Below are 21,141 nucleotides of genomic sequence, written 5' to 3' on the forward strand. Positions count from 1 at the left end.
CGATTCCGGTCGAAATCGCCCGTTCCCTGATATACTCCTGACGGAACACGATTCAGGAGGAGAAGAGGGATGCTCGACCGACCCAAGCTGCGCGCCAAGGATGCCCCGGACCTTGGCTCATTTGACTGGGAAGACCCCTTCCGCCTGGCCGACCAGCTGAGCGAAGAGGAACGCATGGTAGCCGAAGCCGCGCGGTCCTACGCGCAGGAAAAACTGCAGCCGCGCGTCACCGATGCCTACCTGACCGAGCAGACCGACCCGGCGATCTTTGCCGAGATGGGCGCCATGGGCCTGCTGGGCACCACCATTCCCGAGGAATACGGCGGCATCGGCGCGGGTTATGTCACCTACGGCCTTGTCGCGCGCGAGGTGGAGCGGGTGGACAGCGGCTACCGGTCGATGATGTCGGTGCAATCCAGCCTCGTGATGTACCCGATCTATGCCTACGGATCCGAAGACCAACGGTCCAAGTACCTGCCCAAGCTGGCCTCGGGCGAATGGATCGGTTGTTTCGGGCTGACCGAACCCGACGCGGGCTCCGACCCGGGCGGCATGAAGACTACCGCAAAAAAGACCGAGGGCGGCTATGTGCTGAACGGGTCCAAGATGTGGATCTCGAACGCGCCCATCGCCGATGTCTTCGTCGTCTGGGCCAAGTCCGAGGCGCATGGCGGCAAGATCCGTGGCTTCGTTCTGGACAAGGGCTTGAAGGGGCTGAGCGCGCCGAAGATCGAAAAGAAGCTGTCCCTGCGCGCCTCGATCACCGGGGAAATCGTGCTGGACGGCGTCGAGGTCGGCGAGGACGCGCTGCTGCCGCATGTGGAGGGGCTGAAGGGCCCGTTCGGCTGTCTCAACCGCGCGCGCTACGGCATTTCCTGGGGCGCGATGGGCGCCGCGGAATTCTGCTGGATGGCGGCGCGGCAATACGGGCTCGACCGGCACCAGTTCAAGAAGCCGCTGGCGCAGACGCAGCTGTTCCAGAAGAAACTGGCCGACATGCAGACCGAGATCGCGCTGGGACTTCAGGCCTCGCTGCGCGTGGGTCGGCTGCTGGACGAGGCAAAGGCCGCGCCCGAGATGATTTCGATCGTCAAGCGCAACAATTGCGGCAAGGCGCTCGAGATCGCCCGGATGGCCCGCGACATGCACGGCGGCAACGGCATCTCGGCCGAGTTCCAGGTCATGCGCCACATGGTCAACCTCGAGACGGTGAACACCTACGAGGGCACCCATGACGTGCATGCGCTGATCCTCGGGCGTGCGCAGACCGGCTTGCAGGCGTTCTTCTGACATCATGACCAGCCTCTGGCAGGACACGTCCGCCGAACATGTGACCTGCGCGCCGTTGGCGGGCGCGCAGACCGCCGATCTTGCCATCGTCGGCGGCGGCTTCACCGGCCTTTCGGCGGCGCTGGAGGCGGCCGGGGCAGGGCTGCGCGTGATCCTGCTCGAGGCCGAGACGATCGGTCACGGCGGCTCGGGCCGCAACGTGGGGCTGGTGAATGCGGGGCTTTGGCTGCCACCCGACGCGGTCGAGAAATCCATGGGCACGGAACCCGGCGCGCGACTGAACGCGGCGCTGGCCGGCGCGCCCGACCTCGTGTTCGACCTGATCCAGCGCCACGGCATCGCCTGCGAGGCGCGGCGCGCCGGGACGATCCACCTGGCCCATGCGCCCTCGGGCCTGTCGGACCTCTCGGAACGGGCACGGCAACAGAAAGCACGCGGCGCCCCGGTGCAACTGCTGGATGCGGACGAGGTCGCCCGGCGCACCGGCACGCGGCATTTCCACGGCGGTCTCTTCGATCCGCGGGCTGGCACGATCCAACCTTTGGCCTATGTCCGCGGCCTTGCGCGCACGGCGCAAGGATCTGGAGCAATCCTGCATGAAAACAGTACACTGGAACGTATTCTTCACGTAGAAGGTCAATGGCGCCTGCACAGCGCAGATGGCCAGGTGACGGCGCCGAAACTGTTGATCGCGACCAATGCCTACCATCGGTTCGTGCCTGGCTTTCACGTGCCGCGCACGGCCGTGGTCGGCTATTTCCAGATGGCGACGCCGCCGCTGCCCGACGATGTCGCCGCCGCGATCCTGCCAGAGGGCGAAGGCTGCTGGGACACCGGCACGGTAATGACCAGCCTGCGCCGGGACAGAGCGGGCCGCATCATATTGGGCGCATTGGGAATTCCCGAGGGGGTGGGTGCAAGGCTCCACCACGACTGGGCCCGGCGCAAGCTGCTGAAGATCTTCCCGGACCTTGGCTCGCAGGACTGGACCCATCATTGGTGGGGCCGCATCGCGATGACCAGCGACCACATTCCCAAGGTCATCGACCTTGGTCGCGATGCCTGGGCCGTCATGGGGTACTCCGGTCGCGGCATCGGCCCGGGCACGTTGATGGGGCGCGCCGTGGCGCAATCCATGATCACCGGCAACACCACCGCAATGCCAGTTCCCGTCAGCGATGCGCGCTACCGCGATGCCATGCCGGGGATGCGCAGTCTCGTCGTCGAGACGGGAGCACGCGCGCTTCATTGGATCGGCGCACGCCGGGGCTGATCGCCGCTGTACGCGTAAGTCGAGTAATCGGTATTATGTGATTTTTATATTGGGACCGAATGGGCCCCCACATCAAGGCCTTATGGCAATACGCTCATCCATACGGACTGTCCCAAGGATCCGCATTGCGGCAGACCGCCCGGAATTCCCCCCGACCTGGCAGAAACCTTGCTGTAGACAGGAACCTGCACCTCTGGCACAAAAATTCTCACCAGCCGAACATCGACAGCAAGGAGTCCGCCCACGTGTATCCCTATGACGATTATCTGATCGCTCTGACCAATGCGCCATCGATCGAGGCGCTCTGGGATATGCACACGCGCAAGATGGCAGGATACGGCTTTGACCGGCTGATCTATGGCTTCACCCATTACCGCACGGCGACCTCTCTGGGCGATCCCGACGATTTCATCGTCCTGACGAACCACAGCGCGGAATACCGCAAGGCCTTCCTGACCGACGGCCTCTACTTCCACGCGCCGATGGTCCGCTGGGCAGTCGAGCACGAAGGCGCCGCCAGTTGGAGCCTGCTGCGCGACATGGTCGAGACCGGCACGCTCAGCGACAGCGAACGCAAGGTGCTCGAGTTCAACCGCTCCATGGGCGTCACGGCCGGTTACTCGATCAGCTTCAAGTCCGTCTCTGTCCGCTCCAAGGGCGCCATCGCGCTGACCGCGCGCGCCGGGATGGATCAGGACGAGGTCGATGCGATCTGGGCCGAACATGGCGAGGACATCATCGTCATGAACAACGTGGCGCATCTGAAGATCCTCACTCTGCCCAACACCTCGCTGTCGGGCCGCACGCTGACCAAGCGACAGCGCGAGGCGCTGGAATGGGTCGGCGACGGCAAGACCACGGCCGATATCGCGATTCTCATGGGCCTCACTCCCGCTACGGTCGAGAAACATTTGCGTCTTGCTCGTGAGGCGCTAAACGTGGAGACAACGGCCCAGGCCGTGCTCAAGGCGGCCTTCCAGAACCAAATGTTTGTTATGGAAGCGTGATTCCAGAATCAGGGGGAATTTTGGCCGCGTTTTTTACCGAAAGGTAGGGAATCCCTGACTTCCTTAACCCCGGGTAAATTGGCAGATTGGCCGTGTTCCGTGAGTGGTGGCTTTAGCCAGGGAACACCGGGTTGGAACCCCAGACATAACTGGGCCATTCCGATCTGCCGGTTCGCCGGAGCTGGTTGCGGGGGTCTATAGTCGGCCTTCGCGCCAGCACTCAAACCGGGCCGGATCCCGCCTCATCCCCAACTTCAAGCGGGGCCGGTCTGAAAGGAAGAGGGTGTCGTCGGTCCGGACGGCACCCTTTTTCGTTGTGCGGCGTCCGGCGGGCGCAATCCGGACAAAGGAAAAGGGCGCCCGTTTCGGGGCGCCCTTCCCTTTTCATGATCCGAAGAAAGGATCAGCCCTGGGCGGCCTTGGCCACCTCGGCTGCGAAATCCTCTTTCTCCTTCTCGATGCCTTCACCGACCTGCATGCGGATAAAGCCGAGGATCTCGGCGCCCGCGGCTTCGGCGGCTTCGGCAACGGTCTTGTCGGTGTCCATGACGAACTGCTGACCGGTCAGGGTGATTTCGGCCAGGAACTTCTTCATGCGGCCGACGATCATCTTCTCGATCACGGCGTCGGGCTTGCCCGATTCCCGCGCGATGTCGATCTGGACCTGCTTTTCCTTCTCGACGATGGACGGGTCGAGCTCGGCCTCGTTCAGCGCCTGCGGGTTGGCGGCGGCGATGTGCATCGCGACCTGCTTGCCGAACGCCTCGTCACCGCCCTTGAGCGCGACGACGACGCCGATCTGGCCCATGCCGTCGGTGGCGGCGTTGTGCACGTAGGTGGCCACGACATCGCCCGAGATCTTGGCCATGCGACGCAGCGACATGTTCTCGCCGATGGTGGCGATCTTGTCGGTGATCATGTCCGCGACCTTCTTGCCAGCCACGTCCGCTTCGGCCAGGGCCTCGACGGAATCGACGTTCACCGCAGCGCCGGCGATCTTCGACACCATGTCCTGGAAGTCGGCGTTCTTGGCGACAAAGTCGGTTTCCGAGTTCACCTCGACCGCGACACCGGTGCCACCGTCGACCTTGACGGCCACCAGCCCCTCGGCGGCGGTGCGGCCCGATTTCTTGGCGGCCTTGGCCAGGCCCTTGGTGCGCAGCCAGTCCACGGCGGCTTCCATGTCGCCGTCGGTTTCCACCAGCGCCTTCTTGGCATCCATCATGCCTGCGCCGGTCATTTCGCGCAGTTCTTTCACCTGTGCAGCAGTGATCGCCATGTCGTGGCTCTCCTCTATGTCTTGTCGGGCTCCGTGGGCCGGAGCAATCCGGGCGCGGGTTACCCCGCGCCCCGTAACAGCATCATGACCCCTGCCCCGCCCGCGACACGCGCCGCAAGGCAGGACGGTCGATCAGGCCTCTGCGCCTTCTGCGGCGATCGCGTCCTCGGTCGGCACATCTTCCAGCGCGCCAAGGTCGACACCGGCCGCACCCATCTGGGCGGTCATGCCGTCGAGGGCCGCACGCGACACCAGGTCGGTGTAGAGCGCGATGGCGCGGGCCGCGTCATCGTTGCCGGGGATGATGTAATCCACGCCATCGGGCGAGCAGTTGGTGTCGACGACGGCCACGACCGGGATGCCCAGCTTGTTGGCTTCGGCGATGGCCAGCGCTTCTTTCTTGACGTCGATGACGAACAGAAGGTCCGGCACGCCGCCCATCTCGCGGATCCCGCCCAGCGAAGCCTGCAGCTTTTGCTGTTCGCGCTCCATGCCCAGACGCTCTTTTTTGGTCAGGCCTTCGGCGCCGCCTTCCATCTGCTCGTCGATGGCCTTGAGGCGCTGGATCGACTGCGAAACGGTTTTCCAGTTGGTGAGCGTGCCGCCTAGCCAGCGGTGGTTCATGTAGTACTGCGCGCATTTCTCGGCAGCTTCGGCGATCGGCGCGGCGGCCTGGCGCTTGGTGCCGACGAACAGCACGCGGCCGTTCTTGGCAACCGTGTCGCGGATCACGTTCAGCGCCTGTTCCAGCATGGGAACGGTCTGCGTCAGGTCGACGATGTGGATGCCGTTGCGGGCGCCGTAGATGAACTCGCCCATGCGGGGGTTCCAGCGCTGCGTCTGGTGACCAAAGTGAACGCCGGCTTCAAGCAGCTGGCGCATGGTGAACTCGGGAAGAGCCATGTCCTTATCCTTTCCGGTTTGGCCTCGGCGAAGGGATAGGGCATCTGCCCAACCGGTGGACCCTCGGGGATGTCTCCCCCGGTGGCCCGCCCTCCGCCTGCGGATTTCGAGTAGGCGGCCTATAGACCCGTTTTCCCATGGGCGCAAGCCCTCCTCTTGCGCCTCCCCCCGGCCCTTCATTGTTTTCCAAGTACCTCGGGGGGAGTCGCCCCCCCAAGCTAGGCGCAAGGCCGGGCGTCAGGCGGGCAGCGTGACCGAGAACCGGCTGCCCTTCCCCGGCTCGCTCTCGATCCGCAACCGCCCGCGATGGCGCGAGACGATGTGCTTGACGATGGCCAGCCCCAGCCCCGTCCCGCCCATCTGGCGCGACCGGTGGCTGTCCACCCGGTAGAACCGCTCGGTCAGCCGCGGGATGTGCAGCGGGTCGATGCCCGGTCCGCTGTCCTCGACCACCAGCCGCACGGCTGGCCCGCGCAGGCCCGGATCTTCCGTGGGCCCGGTCAGGCGCAACACCACGCGGCCGGCCTCTCCGCCGTACTTGATCGCGTTCTCCAGCAGGTTCGTCAGCACCTGCCGCAACTGGTCGGAATCGCCGGGCACCATGACCGCGCCCTCGGGCAGGTCGGGCACCAGCGTGACCTGCGCGTCCTCGGCCAGCGGCGCCAGCCCGTTCAGGCAGGATCGGCACAGCCCCGCCAGGTCGATCCGATCGCGTGGCCGCAGTCGCTCCTCGCTTTCGACCCGGCTCAGGGACAACAGGTCGCCGACCAGGCGCACCATGCGGTTGGCCTCGGTCTCCATCACGCCAAGAAAGCGGTCGCGGGCCTTGGCATCCTCGCGCGCGGGTCCGCGCAGCGTCTCGATGAAGCCCAGCAGCGCCGTCAGCGGCGTGCGCAGCTCGTGGCTGACATTGGCGACGAAATCGCGCCGGATCTGGCTGACCTGCTCCTCGAGCCCGGCATCGAGGAAGCTCGCCACCACCATCCCCGACGGGGTCAGCGCACAATGCACATCATACTCGATATCGCGCTCGCCCTGCCGGATCCGGTAGCGCGGCACGCGCCGTTCGCCGGTGTGAAAGACCTCCTCGATCGCGCCCACCAGTTGCGGCTGGCGCAGGGCCGAGACATAGTGCCAGCCGACCGCCCGGTCGCCCAGCAGCTGCCGCGCCAGCCCGTTCAGCGCCGTCAGCCGCTCGTCCCGGCCGATCAGCAGCGCGGGGACGGGCAGCGCCTCGATCAGGTCCGCCGCCTCGGTGCTCATCCCCGGGCCGCCGCCAGCGCCCGGCCGAAGACGGCCAGCAGCGCCTCGGGTTCCTCGAGCCCCACCGAGACGCGGAACGACCCTTCGCTCAGCCCCAGCTTGGCGCGATCCTCCGGGGGCAGCGCCCGGTGCGAGGACGTGGCCGGGTGCGACAGCGTCGTGCCCACGTCGCCCAGCGTCGGCGCAAAGGCGATCCCGTCGGCGGCGCGGACAAAGGCATTGGCCGCCGCGCGCCCGCCCTCGATGTGGAAGGTCACCATGTTGCAATAGTTACCGCCCAGCAGCGCCCGGGCGCGGTCATGCTCCGGGTGATCGGCGCGGCCCGGGTAAAGCACCCGCGCGCCGGTCTCGGCCAGGAAATCCGCGAGCCGTGCTGCCGTCTCCTGCGCCCGGTCGAACCGCAGCGGGAAGGTCGCCAAGCCACGCTCGGCCAGCCAGCAGTCGAAGGGGCTGGCCGTCAGCCCGGCGGTCACGGCGAAAACCCGCAGCCGGGTGTTAACCTCGGGGTCCTTCGCCGCGACCCAGCCCAGCGTCACGTCGGAATGGCCGGCCAGCAGCTTGGTCACCGAATGGATGACGATATCGGCGCCCAGGTCCACGGGCCGCAACGCGCGCGGCGTGGTGAAGGTGTTGTCGACCACCAGCAGCACGCCCGCCTCTTTGGCCACCTTCGCGATGCCTTCCAGGTCGGCCACCCGCAGCGTCGGGTTCGAGACCGCCTCGACCAGGATCAGCCGCGTCTCGGGGCGGATCGCGGCGCGGATCGCCGCGGCATCCGTGGGCGTCGCCAGGGTGGTCGTCACGCCGATGCGCGGCAAATCCTCCTTCATCATCCGCAGCGACCGGCCATAAAGCTGGTCGCCCCCGATGACGTGATCGCCCGTCTTGCAGAGCCCCAGCAGCACGGCCGCCACGGCCGACATGCCCGACCCGGTGACGATGCCGCCTGTCATACCCTCCATCGCGTCGATCCGGCGCGCCAATGCGGCGGCATTGGGGTGCCCCTCGCGGGCATAGGTGAATCCCTCGGCCCGCCCCTCGTACTGGTCGTCCAGCTCGTCCGGGCTGGACGAGGCATAGACCACCGAAGGCGACAGCGGCGCCACGACGGGGGTCGAGACGCTCTCGGCCAGGGCCTCGGGGCGGATCAGGGTGGTTCGGGAATTGCGCATGTCATCACCTCGGGTCTTTCGCCCCGAGTGGTGACATGGCCGCGTGTCGCAGGCAAGACGCGCCCTTGCGTCTGCCCGGGCTCAGAGCGCCCGCATCCCCCTGGCGAAGCGCTTCGCATTGTCCTGGTAATGCCGGGCCGAACGCTTCAGCCCCTCGATCGCCGCCTCGTCCAGCTGCCGCACGACCTTGCCCGGGGCGCCCATGACCAGGCTGCCGTCGGGGATCTCCTTGCCTTCCGTCACCAGCGCCCCGGCGCCGATCAGGCAATTGCGGCCGATCTTCGCGCCGTTGAGGATGATCGCGCCCATGCCGATCAGCGTGTTCTCTCCGATCGTGCAGCCGTGCAACATGACCTTGTGGCCGATGGTGCAGCCCGGCCCGATGGACATCGGGTAGCCCGGATCGGTGTGGCAGACGCAGTTTTCCTGGATGTTGGACCCGGCGCCAAGGCGGATCTCCTCGTTGTCCCCGCGCAGGGTACTGCCGAACCAGACGCTCGCGCCGGCCTCCAGCACAACATTGCCGATGACATTGGCATCCGGCGCGACCCAGGCATCCCCGGCCAGCTTCGGGGCGATTCCGTCCAGTTCGTAGATCATGAGAGCTCCTCGAATTCGTCCTGCAGTTTGCGCACATGTTCGACCAGCCCCGGCTGCTGCAGGCGCCGCAACCGGGTCGCGGTCAGGATGGTCTTGAGATCCTCGAAGGTCCGACCGAGATCGTCATTGACCAGCACGAAGTCATAGGACCCCCAGTGGCTGATCTCGTCCCAGCTTTTCTGCATCCGCTTGGCGATCACCTCGGGCGCGTCCTGCCCCCGGCTCACCAGCCGCCGCCGCAGCTCGGCAATCGAGGGCGGCAGGATGAAGATCGATAGCGTATGCGGGCCCAGGCTCGAGTTCACGATCTGCTGCGCGCCCTGCCAGTCGATGTCGAACAGCACGTCACGCCCCGCTTCGATGGCCGCGGCCACGGGTGCCTTGGGCGAGCCGTAGAAATTGCCGAAGACATGGGCATGCTCCAGCATCCCGCCCTCGGCCACCTCGCGCCGGAAGGCGTCCTGCGACAGGAAATGGTAATGCACCCCGTCCTCTTCGCCGGGTCGCGGTGCGCGCGTGGTCGCCGAGACGCTGAACCTCAGGCTCGGATCCCAGTCCAGCAACATCCGCGACAGCGTCGATTTCCCCGCCCCGGACGGAGACGACAAGATCACCAGCAATCCACGCCGATCGGCCATATTCTTGTCCTTCCCCAGGCGGCCCGGGCCACCTGATCCCTTTCATCTTGCCAGATAAACTCCGGGGGACGTCACCAAGGGTGACGGGGGGCAGCGCCCCCTCCCTCCGGCCGCCGCAGGCACGTCACTCGACGTTCTGCACCTGCTCGCGCATCTGGTCGATCACGGCTTTCAACTCCAGCCCGACATTCGTCAACCCCCTGCCCTGCGCCTTGGAGCAGATCGTGTTGGCCTCGCGGTTGAACTCCTGCATTAGGAAATCGAGCTTTCGCCCCACCGCGCCGCCCTGCGCCAGCAGGTCCCGGGCGGCGGTGACATGGCCGCGCAACCGGTCGATCTCCTCGGTGACGTCGGCCTTGACCGCGATCATCGCCAGCTCCTGCGCCACCCGGTCCGGGTCGGCGCCGTCGCTGTTGTCGAGCACGCGGGCGAGGTTGCGCTTGAGCGCAGCCGCCATGTCACCCAGCCGTGCCTCGGCCTCGGTCGCGGCCTGGTCGGTCAGGCTGGCCACCTGGGCCAGCTGGTCATTCAGCACCTCGGCCAGCATCGCGCCCTCGGTGGCGCGCATGGCGATGAACTCGTCCAGCGCCGCTTCGACACCTGCCACCAGCGTGTCGGCCAGCTCGGGGCCATGATCCTCGACCCCGACGCTTTCCAGCACGCCGCGCTGGCCAAGGATATCGGCCGCGCTGGCCGGCGTCAGGGCGAGGCCCAGCTCGGCCGCCATCGATTCGATTCGCTCGAGCGCCGTGAGGACCGAGCCGGTGACGGATTCGGAGAGGCGCAGCGCCTGTTCACCCTCGTCCCGGGCCACGCGCAGGCTCAGCTGTACCGATCCGCGCTGCAATTTCGTGCCGAGAAGCTTGCGGATCCGGGGCTCGAGCCCGTCGATCCAGTCGGGCACCCGCAGGCGCAGGTCGAGCCCCTTGGCGTTAACCCCGCGCAGATCGAGGGCCCAATTGATGCCATCTTCCTGCCCTCGTCCACTGGCGAAACCGGTCATGGAATGGATCATTTCGCTGCCCTCACGTGCCTGTTTCGGCACCCCTTAACGCATTGTCACAGCAAAACAAAGCAGACATCGCGGACCCCGTAACGCCACAATAGTTAACCTTTTTCGCAGATTTTGGCCCAAATTGGGCGAAACTATGTCACATTAACACTCGAGCAATAATTGTGAAGTTTCTTGGGCGAAAGCTGGAAACGCTAGCTGGGCGCGGGGGCGTCAAGATACGCAGACAGGGTGAGAGCGATGCGGCTGGACCAGAACGAAATCGGAAACGTGATCTCGATGAACAGTTTCAAGCAGGACAATGACATGCAGGCCCCCGCCGAAGTGCGGGCCTATTGGGAAACGCTGCGCCGTGGTCAGCTGGTGCCCTACCGCTCCGAGGTCGATCCCCGGGCGATCGAGAACACGCTGCCCTACGCCTTCATCGGCGAGAAAGTGGCCCCCGGCCACGTGCGTCTGCGCATCGCCGGCACGCATCTGACCGATCTCATGGGCATGGAAGTGCGCGGGATGCCGCTGTCAGCGATGTTCGACCCGACCGCCCGCAAGCAGCTGTCCGAAGCGCTCGAGCAGGTGTTCGACGGCCCTGCGGCCGTGTCGATGTCGCTGACCGGCGACACGGGGTTCCGCCGCCCCGAGCTGGTGGCCCGCCTCGTGCTGCTGCCGATGCGCAACGACCTGGGCGATGTCAGCCGCGTGTTGGGCTGCCTCGAATCCTCGGGCCGCACCGGCCGCACGCCACGCCGCTTCGTGATCAGCGACACCCGTGTCAACAGGCTGCGCAGCACGCCGACCATCCCCGCGAAAGACGGGGACGAGGAGGCGCCGATCCGCAAACCCTTGACCGGCTTCCGCGAGCCGCGCCCGGTCTTCAAGTCGGCCGTGCCGAATCCCGCCGCCCCCTGGCTGCGTGTCGTCAAGAACGACGACGAGTGATCGCGCTTGCGCCTGCCCCGAGCGGGCGCGCGGAGCGTTGAGGTCGGAGGGGGCCAGCCCCCTCGGCCTGCGGCCTCACCCCCGGAGTTTATCGGCACAATGAAGGGGATCCGGCCCACGGGCGGTGAGGATCAGATCCGGTCCCTCGCTGCGGTCGGGCTGCAACAGACACAGAGTGGATCTGTGCACGGGCCGCGTTCGGACCGATAGCTGCCCAAAGAAAAACGGCGCATCCTGTGGGGGATGCGCCGTTTTGCTTTGTCAGGGCCGGGTCGGCGTCAGGAGACGGCGGCCTGCTGCTGCGCCACGCGGCGGCTGGTCAGTTCCTCGGCGACGAGGAACGCCAGTTCCAGCGCCTGGCTGGCGTTGAGGCGCGGATCACAGGCCGTGTGGTAGCGGTCGCTCAGGTCCTCGTCCGTCACGGCGCGCACGCCGCCGGTGCATTCGGTCACGTCCTTGCCGGTCATCTCGAAATGCACGCCGCCGGGGATCGTGCCCTCGGCGTTGTGGATGGCGAAGAATTCCTGCACCTCGCGCAGCACGTTGTCGAAGGGGCGCGTCTTGTAACCCGTGGCCGACTTGATCGTGTTGCCGTGCATCGGGTCGCAGGACCAGACCACCTTGGCGCCCTCTTCCTCGACCGCCTTGATGAGCCGCGGCAGGTGATCGCCCACCTTGCCGGCGCCGAAGCGCGCGATCAGGGTCAGGCGGCCGGCCTCGTTCCTGGGGTTCAGCTTGGCCATCAGCACCTTGAGGTCCTCGGCCGTGGTGGTCGGGCCGCATTTGAGCCCGATCGGGTTCATCACGCCGCGGCAGAATTCCACGTGGGCGCCATCGGGCTGGCGGGTGCGGTCACCGATCCAGATCATGTGGCCCGAGCCCGCGATCCACTTGCCGGAGGTGGAATCGACGCGGGTCAGCGCCTCTTCGTATTCCAGCAGCAGCGCCTCGTGGCTGGTGTAGAAATCCACCGTCTGCAGATCGGGGTTGTGATCCCCGGTCATGCCGGCCGCGCGCATGAAATCCAGCGCGTCCTGGATGCGGTTGGCCATGTCGCGGTACTTTTCAGCCTCGTCCCGCTCGGTGAAGCCGAGGGTCCAGGCATGCACCAGGTGCACGTCGGCATAGCCGCCCTTGGAGAAGGCGCGCAGCAGGTTCAGTGAGGCGGCGGCCTGGGTGTAGGCCTGCAGCATCCGGTTCGGATCGGGCACGCGGCTATCCGCCGTGAAGTCGAAACCGTTGATGATGTCGCCGCGGTAGCTGGGAAGTTCGACGCCGTTCACGACCTCGGTCGGGGCCGAGCGCGGCTTGGCGAACTGGCCTGCCATGCGGCCGACCTTGACCACCGGCACCTTGGCGCCAAAGGTCAGCACCATGGCCATCTGCAAGAGCACCTTGAAGGTGTCGCGAATGCCGTCGGCGCTGAACTCGGCAAAGCTCTCGGCGCAATCGCCGCCCTGAAGCAGGAATCCTTCGCCCCGGGACACGCCCGCGAGCGCCTCGCGCAGGGTCCGGGCTTCGCCGGCAAAGACCAGCGGGGGATACTTGGCAAGCTGGGCCTCGACCGATGCCAACGCGGCCGCGTCGGTATAGTCGGGCATCTGGATCCGGGGCTTCGCTCTCCAGTCGGTCTTTTTCCAGTCGCTCATCGCTCTCTCTCCCTGCGCATGTTTGCGCAATCAGCACTCGGAGCCCGGCTTATACAGAAGCCAAGGCTCAAGGGCCACAGGCAAAATGTCCTGCGCCCCTTGACGCGGTCTTTACGCTCTGACCAAGGTATCGCCACCGAAAAACGACATGAGCTGTCCTTTTCGGCGCCAGCCACGCGTTTTTCGAGAGCCCGCATGCAGGAACAGCGCCAGATCGTCCCCGTCGAAGCCGCCGAGACCGGCGCCAAGGCGCGACGCTACATCTTTGTCCTGCTGAACGACTTTTCCCTGCTGTCCTTCGCCTCGGCGCTGGATTGCTTGCGGATCGCCAACCGCATGGCCGGGCACAAGCTGTATGAATGGCGTCTGCTGGGCGAAGGCGGAGAGATGGTCAGCTGTTCGGCTGGCACCAGCTTTGCGCTCGACGGCGATCTGGAAGAGCTGAGCCGCGACGACGTGGTGCTGGTCTGCGGCGGGATCGACGTGCAATCGGCGACCACCAAGAAGCTGCTCAACTGGCTGCGGCGCGAAGCGCGACGCGGGCTGAGGACGGGCGGGCTGTGCACCGCGGCCTTTACCCTGGCCAAGGCCGGGCTGCTGGACGGCAAGCGCGCCACGATCCATTGGGAGAACCAGGACAGCTTTGCCGAGGAATTCGACGAGGTGACGCTGACCAAGTCGGTTTTTGTCGTGGACGGCACGCGGATGACCACGGCGGGCGGGACGGCCTCGATCGACCTGATGCTCAAGATGATCGCCGACGATCACGGCGAGGAACTGGCCAATGCCGTGGCGGACCAGCTGATCTATTCCACGATCCGCACCGACCAGGACACGCAGCGCCTGTCGGTGCCCACGCGCATCGGCGTGCGCCATCCCAAGCTGGCGCAGGTGATCCAGAAGATGGAGGCACATATCGAGGAGCCGATCAGCCCCTCGACCCTGGCGCAGGAGGTCGGCATGTCGACCCGGCAGCTGGAGCGGCTGTTCCGCCGGTATCTCAACCGCAGCCCCAAGCGATATTACATGGAGCTGCGGCTGCAGAAGGCCCGAAACCTGCTTATGCAGACCGACATGAGCGTGATCAACGTGGCGCTGGCCTGCGGGTTCGCCTCGCCCTCGCATTTCTCGAAATGCTACCGGGCGCATTACGAGACGACCCCCTACCGCGAGCGCGGCAGCCACGCCACCAAGCTCTCGGTCTGAGGCGCGTTCAGAACTTGTCGAGCACGATCGAGGCGTTCGAGTTCACGTTGAACTGGATCACCACGAGGTCATCGGCGCGTTCGTGCAGCAGGGCGTAGAACCAGGCGTAGCTGAGCCCGTTCCAATAGGCATAGGCTTCCTCGCGGAAACCGCCCGCCATCTCGATGCTGCGCACGGTTGCGACATCCGTGAAATCCGCCGGGAAGGCGGTCAGAAGCTGGGTGTTGACCTGGGACAGCTGCTCCATCGTGTATTCATCCCGGCCGCCAAGGCGTTGAATCATCGGGATGAAATCGCGCTGCATCATATGCGAGTCGATGTAGGCGCGGAAGTCCTGGTAATCGGCGAAAAGCGAATCGCGCTCGGCCTCCTGCGCCAAGGCGGCGACGGGCAGGCAAAGGGCGAGAAGCGGGAAGAGTGGGCGCATGGGGCCTCCGGTCTGGATGGTTCGGATCCAGCATAGCGAGCGCACCTTGGGGCGTCACCTTTCGAAGTGACGCGAAAGCGTTGACACAAAACAAGAACATCGGTAGAACAAAACCAGACGGGGCACTGTACCCGCCCGAGCGGCGCACATGGATGGCCAATCAAGATGCCGCGGTTGAAACCAAGGGGCCTGGACGCTCCGCTGGCGCGAGGTTTGAGCGATGCTGACCAAGAAACAACTGGATTTGCTGGATTTCATCAACAAGCGGATGATCCGCGACGGGGTGCCCCCGTCCTTCGACGAGATGAAGGAGGCGCTTGACCTGCGGTCCAAGTCCGGCATCCACCGGCTGATCACCGCGCTGGAAGAACGCGGCTTCATCCGCCGCTTGGCGCACCGCGCCCGCGCCATCGAGATCGTGAAGCTGCCCGAGGCGCTCGGGGGCGATCCGGCCGGGTTCACGCCCCAGGTGATCGACGGCGGTCGGCCCTCTGCCCGCCCCGCGGGGGCCGTGTCGGTCGAGGGGATCGAGGCGACGGAACTGGAACAGCTGGGCCGCATCGCCGCCGGTGAGCCGATCGAGGCGTTCGAACATGACGTGCGGGTGACCGTGCCGAACTCGATGCTGTCGTCCTCGGGCAAGCACTACGCGCTCGAGGTGAAGGGCGATTCGATGACCGGCGCCGGGATCAATGATGGCGACGTGGTGGTGATCCTCGAGACGAGCCATGCGGACAATGGCGACATCGTCGTGGCGCAGGTGCAGGGCTACGAGGCGACGCTGAAACGGTTCCGTCGCCAGTCGGGCATGATCGCGCTGGAACCGGCCAACCCGGCCTACGAGACCCGCGTGCTGCCCGAGGGCGAGGTCAGCGTGCAAGGCCGGCTGGTCGGGTTGATCCGGACATACTGAAACGGCGCGTTTCGGAAAGGATTTCGGATCGTTTCACGATCCGACCGGCGGGGCCGGGGCTGACGCCCCGGCCCCGTGTGCGTTCTCGCATGACGTCGTTTTCTAGAAGAAACTCTGCGCTCGCCAGCCGATGGTCCTTCGTCCAAAGCACCCGTGGACGAGGAGTTGGGGCGCGTTCGAGCCAGGCCGGTTTTTGGCGCGAAGGTCGGAGCGAGGGGCCAGCCCCTCGCGCTCCCCGAGGTATTTGGAAAACAATGAAGGGATGAAGCGTGCCTGTGCGAGCCGGGTCGATTTTCCGTTCGGTGGACTGCGGTGAAGCGCATGATCGGGTCGGCGCGGTGGGGAATGGGCCGCGCCGACCCGCGAGGCGCGTCAGCCGTCGCTGGTCATCGGGATCGTGCCGGCTTCCATCGCGGCGGTGACCTCGTCTTCGTTCAGCTGGCCATCTGCATCGGCGTCCAGCGTGCCGAACATGTCGGAGCTGATCTCGGGCCAGGCGGCCGTGACCTCTTCCCAGCTGAGCAGTCCGTCCCCGTTGACATCCGCCTCTGCCGCCGGGCCTTCGAGCGCGAGGAGCGGGGTGGCGAGGGCGAGGGTGGCGAGGGCCGTGAGCGGTGTCTTGAGCATGGTGTCATCCTTCTTGCTGACATGGGCCCGGGGCGGTCCGGCCCCGGATGCGCAAGAGATGAGGGCAAGCCGGCGCGTCGTGAAGGCCCCTGCCCCGCGCGCCCCGGTTTCGCGCCATGTGCCGCCTGTCGGGGGCGTTTTCATCGGCGCGCAATGGCCGGGCAAAACATCGCCGAGGCGAGATGAACGCGGTTCAGGCAGGGTCTCGCGTGCGGGTTCGCGTGTTGGGCGAATTCACGCCGCTGACCCCGACGGACAACCTGCGCAAAAAAAGGGGGCCGGTGGCCCCCTTTGAAGTTTCGCCGTCCAGGCTCGATTGATTCACCGCTCGAGTATATCGTTTTTGCCTGCGACCTGGACGCCGCCAGGAGCGCGCGCACGCGCTCCGGTGACCGTTAGCTGCAGCCGGAGGTCCCGCCGCAGGTGTTGCACTTCATGCAGGTGCCGTTGCGGACCAGCGTGTAGTTGCCGCAATCGCCGCAGGCCTCGCCCTCGTAGCCCTGCATCCGCGCCTTGACGCGCGCATCCATCGACACCGCGCCCGAGCTGATCGCGGTCGAGCCGGCGGCCGAGACGCTGCCCGAGGTCTCGGGCACCAGGGTCGCCAGTGCGGTGGCGGCATCGCCCGCCAGCGCCGTGGCCCCGATGGTCTGGCCGCCGTTCAGCACGACCAGTTCATGCGGGAGGCGCTTGCGCAGGTAACCGGTCGAGCTGATCTGCTTGAGCACCTCCAGCGAGCGCGAGGCCGCGCTTTCGCTCAGCTCCTTGACGTTGGCCACGCCTTCCTCTTCGCCGCGGCCGAGGTCGTCGAAGGACGCGCCCTGCGGTTTGACATGCGCGAGGTCGGTGCGGTCGAGATAGGAGACCGCCAGTTCGCGGAAGATGTAGTCGAGGATCGAGGTCGCGTTCTTGATCGAGTCGTTCCCCTGCACCAGGCCCGCCGGTTCGAACTTGGTGAAGGTGAAGGCATCGACGAACTCTTCCAGCGGCACACCGTATTGCAGGCCCACGGACACGGCGATGGCGAAGTTGTTCATCATCGCGCGGAAACCGGCGCCTTCCTTGTGCATGTCGATGAAGATCTCGCCAAGCGAGCCATCCTCGTATTCGCCCGTGCGCAGATAGACCTTGTGCCCGCCGACGACCGCCTTCTGGGTGTAGCCCTTGCGGCGCTCGGGCATCTTGGTGCGCTCGTTGCGGATGATCTCCTTGATGACCACCTTCTCGACGATCTTCTCGGCCAGCACCTGAGCCTTTTGCTGCGGGGTGCCGCTCTCGAGGATCTCTGCGGCCTCGTCATCGTCCTCGACCAGCGCGGCTGCGAGGGGCTGCGAAAGTTTCGAGCCGTCACGGTAAAGCGCGTTGGCCTTGACCCCCATCGCCCAGGAGCGTTCGTAGGCCGCCTGGCAATCCTCGATCGTGGCGTCGTTGGGCATGTTGATCGTCTTCGAGATCGCGCCCGAGATGAAGGACTGCGCCGCCGCCATCATGTCGATGTGGCTGTTGACGCTGAGGTACCGCTTGCCCTTCTTGCCGCAGGGGTTGGCGCAGTCGAAGACCTTCAGGTGCTCTTCGCGCAGGAAGGGCGCGCCCTCGAGGGTCATGGTGCCGCAGACATGGTCGTTGGCGGCTTCGATCTCGGCGCGGGTGTAGCCGAGGTGACGCAGCAGGTCGAAGGTCGGATCGTTCAGCTTGGCCGCCGGGATCCCGAGGGTCTTCTGGCAGAACTCCTCGCCCAGGGTCCACTGGTTGAACACGAAGCGGATGTCAAAGGCCGACGCCAGCGCGCCTTCGACCTTTTCCAGCTCGCGCGGGCCGAAACCGTGGCCGATCAGCGAGGTGTGGTTGATCACCGGTGCATTGCCGATGGTGCCATGGCCGACCGCGTAGCTGATGATCTCTTCGATCTGGGCCGAGCCGTAGCCAAGGTTCGCCAGCGCGGCCGGGACCGAGCGGTTGATGATCTTGAAGTAGCCGCCGCCGGCCAGCTTCTTGAACTTCACCAGAGCAAAGTCGGGCTCGATCCCCGTCGTGTCGCAATCCATGACCAGGCCGATGGTGCCCGTCGGTGCGATAACCGAGACCTGCGCGTTGCGGTAGCCGTGACGCTCGCCCAGTTGCAGCGCCTCGTCCCAGGAGGCCATGGCCAGCTCGATCAGCTTGGGATCGGGGCAATTGGCATGGTCCAGCGCGACCGGCTTGACCGCCAGGCCCTTGTAGCCGGTGGTGGCGCCATAGGCGGCGTTGCGGTGGTTGCGGATGACGCGCAGCATGTGCTCGCGGTTGCGGGCGTAGCCGTCGAAGGCGCCCAGCTCTTCGGCGATCTCGGCCGAGGTGGCATAGGCGACGCCGGTCATGATCGCGGTCAGAGCACCGCAGAGCGCGCGGCCCTCGTCGCTGTCATAGCCGAAGCCCATGTTCATCAACAGGCCGCCGATGTTGGCATAGCCGAGGCCGAGCGTGCGGAAGTCATAGCTCAGCTGCGCGATTTCCTTGGACGGGAACTGCGCCATCATCACCGAGATTTCCAGCGTCAGCGTCCAGAGCCGCGTGGCATGCATGTAATCCTCGGCCTGGAACACGCCGTCCTCGAGGAAGGTCAGCAGGTTCATCGAGGCCAGGTTGCAAGCGGTGTCGTCGAGGAACATGTATTCCGAGCACGGGTTCGAGCCGCGGATCGCCCCGTCTTCGGGGCAGGTGTGCCAGGCGTTGACCGTGTCGTGGTACTGGATGCCCGGGTCGGCGCAGGCCCAGGCGGCATGGCCGATCTGTTCCCAGAGGTCGCGCGCCTTGATGGTCTTGGCGGTGGTGCCGTCGGTGCGCTTGATCAGTTCCCAGTCGGCGTTGTCCTTGACCGCCTGCAGGAAGGCGTCCGTGACGCGAATGGAGTTGTTGCTGTTCTGGCCCGAGACCGACGCATAGGCTTCGCTGTCCCAATCCGTGTCGTAGGTCGGGAATTCGATGCTGGCATAGCCCTGCTTGGCGTAATCCAGCACGCGCTTGATATAGGTCTCGGGGATCGCGTGTTTCTTCGCGCCACGGATCGCGGTCTTCAGCTGCTCGTTCTTGCCTGGATCAACGGCATCTTCACTGCTGCCATCCCAACCGCGGATGGCGGCAAAGATGTCGTTCAGCCGCTGCTCGTGCATCTTGGAGCCGGCCACGAGGCTGGCAACCTTCTGCTCTTCCTTCACTTTCCAGTTGATGAACTCCTCGATGTCCGGGTGGTCGGCATCGCAGATGACCATCTTGGCCGCACGGCGCGTGGTGCCGCCCGACTTGATCGCGCCCGCCGCGCGGTCGCCGATCTTGAGGAAGCCCATCAAACCGCTCGACTTGCCGCCGCCCGAGAGGCTTTCGCCCTCGGCGCGCAGCGAGGAAAAGTTGGTGCCGGTGCCCGAGCCGTATTTGAACAGGCGCGCTTCGCGGACCCAGAGGTCCATGATGCCACCCTCGCCCACCAGGTCATCGGCGACCGACTGGATAAAGCAGGCGTGCGGCTGCGGGTGCTCGTAGGCCGAGGAGGAGCGCGTCAACGCCTTGGTCTGGTAGTCGACGTAATAGTGGCCCTGGCTCGGGCCGTCGATGCCATAGGCCCAATGCAGGCCGGTGTTGAACCATTGGGGCGAATTCGGCGCGGCGCGCTGGGTGGCCAGCATGTAGCGCATCTCGTCGTAATAGGCGCGGGCGTCTTCCTCGGTCGAGAAATAGCCACCCTTCCAGCCCCAGTAGGCCCAGGCGCCGGCGAGACGGTCGAACACCTGCTTGGACGAGGTCTCGCCCACCTTGGGCGTGTCGGCGGAGGCAGGGACCGAGCGCCACAGGAACTCGGGCACGCCCTCTTCGGGCACGCGCTTGAGCGCGGCGGGCACGCCGGCCTTGCGGAAGTATTTCTGGGCGATCACGTCGCTGGCGACCTGGCTCCAGCTCGAGGGCACCTCGAGTTCGTCCAGCTTGAAGACGGCCCGGCCGTCGGGGTTGCGGATCTCGGACGTCGTGGTGACGAAGGTGATTTCCGCATAGGCATCCTGCCCTGCCTTGGTGAATTTTCTTTCGATTTTCATGAGCCCCGGTCCCGTCTTTTTGTGATCGACGCCCCGGTCGTTGCCAGGGTCGTCATGCCTCGTCTTCAAGGGGCGCGAGACGCAAAACCTCCCAGGTCACCGGCCGCAAGCCCGGTGGGTCCAAAGATGGTTAACGTCGTAGCTGTCCCCGTTCACATGCCCACTACATCTTGTGGGGTCTTTGCGTGAACATCGCCAAACTGGCCAAAATCTGGGGGTCTGGTCAATCCAATTTTTCTGGATTTTTTGCCTTGTGCCGTATTGACGGGCCTCCTGCCCGACTTGCCCACAGGGGGGGCGCAGAGCTGATCCACAAAAGGTTAATGAACCCTATGCCCGAGGAAGCAGGCGAAACACCTTGAAAAAAGTACGCTTGCCGCGAGCGCGAAAAGGTTTCGAGAAAGTTTCCCGATGATTCTTCCACAGGTCGATTTTCTTTCGATCTCGCGACAGCTGTTGCGCATTCGCCGCGGCGTCTGCTGCCGAAAATGCGGGCAAAGGCCCCACATCATGGGGGTCGCAGCGAATTCTTACCACATGTAGGGTGCGGCGCAGCCCAAAGCTTTGACGTGCGAACCCGTGCCTCGGCGAATCGCACGGCCCAGATCTGGACATCTCGGGGAAATTTTGAGCGGCCACGAAGGTCGGCCGACCTGGCCACGGTTTCGCGCGCATGACCGGCGCGGGGTGCATGCCGGGGCGCGCGGGGGCCCCTGCCGGAATCCGGCCGGTCGATCGGCGTCTACGAAAAGAAGCAGGAAGAATGGTCGGGGCGGCGAGATTCGAACTCACGACCCCCTGTACCCAAAACAGGTGCGCTACCAGACTGCGCTACGCCCCGGACCGTGCGCGGGGTTTAGCGGTCGCGCGGCGAAAAGGAAA

The 21,141-nt window shown here is 65.6% G+C and carries 17 protein-coding genes and 1 tRNA gene; 6 read left to right on the plus strand and 12 right to left on the minus strand.

Going from position 1 to position 21,141, the window contains the following annotated elements; genetic code table 11:
* The first annotated feature begins 69 nt into the window (after nt 1-69).
* The 3 genes from MF270_RS14430 to MF270_RS14440 all read left to right on the plus strand — a co-directional run bounded on the left by MF270_RS14430 (nt 70) and on the right by MF270_RS14440 (nt 3,570).
* Nucleotides 70-1,290 (plus strand): acyl-CoA dehydrogenase, encoded by a 1,221-nt coding sequence (locus tag MF270_RS14430; RefSeq protein WP_238366604.1) that lies wholly within the window; start codon nt 70-72, stop codon nt 1,288-1,290.
* Nucleotides 1,291-1,294: 4 nt separating this feature from the next.
* Entirely contained in the window at nt 1,295-2,563 is a 1,269-nt protein-coding gene (locus MF270_RS14435) for an NAD(P)/FAD-dependent oxidoreductase (RefSeq protein ID WP_238366605.1), read from the plus strand.
* A gap of 245 nt (nt 2,564-2,808) precedes the next feature.
* The gene (locus tag MF270_RS14440) at nt 2,809-3,570 is read left to right on the plus strand and encodes a helix-turn-helix transcriptional regulator (protein WP_336246019.1); all 762 of its coding nucleotides are present in this window, start codon (nt 2,809-2,811) and stop codon (nt 3,568-3,570) included.
* Between the two features lie 403 nt (nt 3,571-3,973).
* On the opposite strand, the gene tsf is transcribed toward MF270_RS14440, so the two are convergent.
* The 7 genes from tsf to MF270_RS14475 form a co-directional block, all read right to left on the minus strand.
* Entirely contained in the window at nt 3,974-4,849 is an 876-nt protein-coding gene (gene tsf / locus MF270_RS14445; protein WP_238366606.1) for a translation elongation factor Ts, read from the minus strand.
* A gap of 132 nt (nt 4,850-4,981) precedes the next feature.
* The gene (rpsB, locus tag MF270_RS14450; protein WP_238366607.1) at nt 4,982-5,752 is read right to left on the minus strand and encodes a 30S ribosomal protein S2; all 771 of its coding nucleotides are present in this window, start codon (nt 5,750-5,752) and stop codon (nt 4,982-4,984) included.
* Between the two features lie 237 nt (nt 5,753-5,989).
* Entirely contained in the window at nt 5,990-7,015 is a 1,026-nt protein-coding gene (locus tag MF270_RS14455) for a sensor histidine kinase (RefSeq protein ID WP_238366608.1), read from the minus strand.
* Nucleotides 7,012-8,187: a trans-sulfuration enzyme family protein gene (locus MF270_RS14460; protein ID WP_238366609.1), complete on the minus strand. Its 1,176-nt coding sequence runs from the start codon at nt 8,185-8,187 to the stop codon at nt 7,012-7,014. The genes MF270_RS14455 and MF270_RS14460 overlap by 4 nt, the downstream gene beginning before the upstream one ends.
* Nucleotides 8,188-8,268: 81 nt before the next feature.
* Nucleotides 8,269-8,787: a gamma carbonic anhydrase family protein gene (locus MF270_RS14465; protein ID WP_238366610.1), complete on the minus strand. Its 519-nt coding sequence runs from the start codon at nt 8,785-8,787 to the stop codon at nt 8,269-8,271.
* Complete coding sequence (gmk, locus tag MF270_RS14470) at nt 8,784-9,425, minus strand: guanylate kinase (protein ID WP_238366611.1); 642 nt, start codon at nt 9,423-9,425, stop codon at nt 8,784-8,786. The genes MF270_RS14465 and gmk overlap by 4 nt, the downstream gene beginning before the upstream one ends.
* A 124-nt stretch (nt 9,426-9,549) precedes the next feature.
* Complete coding sequence (locus MF270_RS14475; RefSeq protein WP_238366612.1) at nt 9,550-10,440, minus strand: YicC/YloC family endoribonuclease; 891 nt, start codon at nt 10,438-10,440, stop codon at nt 9,550-9,552.
* 237 nt (nt 10,441-10,677) lie between these two features.
* On the opposite strand from MF270_RS14475, the gene MF270_RS14480 reads away from it, so the two are divergent.
* On the plus strand, nt 10,678-11,373 hold the full coding sequence (locus MF270_RS14480) for a PAS domain-containing protein (RefSeq protein WP_238366613.1): 696 nt from the start codon (nt 10,678-10,680) through the stop codon (nt 11,371-11,373).
* 278 nt (nt 11,374-11,651) lie between these two features.
* Here the strand turns inward: MF270_RS14480 and MF270_RS14485 are convergent, their stop codons facing one another.
* Complete coding sequence (locus tag MF270_RS14485; RefSeq protein WP_238366614.1) at nt 11,652-13,022, minus strand: class II 3-deoxy-7-phosphoheptulonate synthase; 1,371 nt, start codon at nt 13,020-13,022, stop codon at nt 11,652-11,654.
* Nucleotides 13,023-13,217: 195 nt separating this feature from the next.
* On the opposite strand from MF270_RS14485, the gene MF270_RS14490 reads away from it, so the two are divergent.
* Nucleotides 13,218-14,228, plus strand: coding sequence for a GlxA family transcriptional regulator (locus MF270_RS14490; protein ID WP_238366615.1), 1,011 nt, complete (start codon nt 13,218-13,220; stop codon nt 14,226-14,228).
* Between the two features lie 7 nt (nt 14,229-14,235).
* On the opposite strand, the gene MF270_RS14495 is transcribed toward MF270_RS14490, so the two are convergent.
* The gene (locus MF270_RS14495; RefSeq protein WP_238366616.1) at nt 14,236-14,655 is read right to left on the minus strand and encodes a hypothetical protein; all 420 of its coding nucleotides are present in this window, start codon (nt 14,653-14,655) and stop codon (nt 14,236-14,238) included.
* Between the two features lie 220 nt (nt 14,656-14,875).
* On the opposite strand from MF270_RS14495, the gene lexA reads away from it, so the two are divergent.
* The gene (gene lexA, locus MF270_RS14500; RefSeq protein ID WP_238366617.1) at nt 14,876-15,568 is read left to right on the plus strand and encodes a transcriptional repressor LexA; all 693 of its coding nucleotides are present in this window, start codon (nt 14,876-14,878) and stop codon (nt 15,566-15,568) included.
* A 372-nt stretch (nt 15,569-15,940) separates the two neighbouring features.
* On the opposite strand, the gene MF270_RS14505 is transcribed toward lexA, so the two are convergent.
* From MF270_RS14505 to MF270_RS14515, 3 genes are all read right to left on the minus strand, one after another.
* A complete protein-coding gene (locus MF270_RS14505) occupies nt 15,941-16,195 on the minus strand; it encodes an EF-hand domain-containing protein (protein ID WP_238366618.1) in 255 nt (84 codons plus the stop codon).
* 395 nt (nt 16,196-16,590) lie between these two features.
* Nucleotides 16,591-20,259, minus strand: coding sequence for a vitamin B12-dependent ribonucleotide reductase (locus MF270_RS14510; RefSeq protein WP_238366619.1), 3,669 nt, complete (start codon nt 20,257-20,259; stop codon nt 16,591-16,593).
* 764 nt (nt 20,260-21,023) lie between these two features.
* Nucleotides 21,024-21,100: transfer RNA gene (locus MF270_RS14515), tRNA-Pro, on the minus strand.
* Nucleotides 21,101-21,141: the final 41 nt, after the last annotated feature.

The organism is Mesobacterium pallidum (assembly GCF_019966535.1).
GTDB lineage: Bacteria > Pseudomonadota > Alphaproteobacteria > Rhodobacterales > Rhodobacteraceae > Mesobacterium > Mesobacterium pallidum.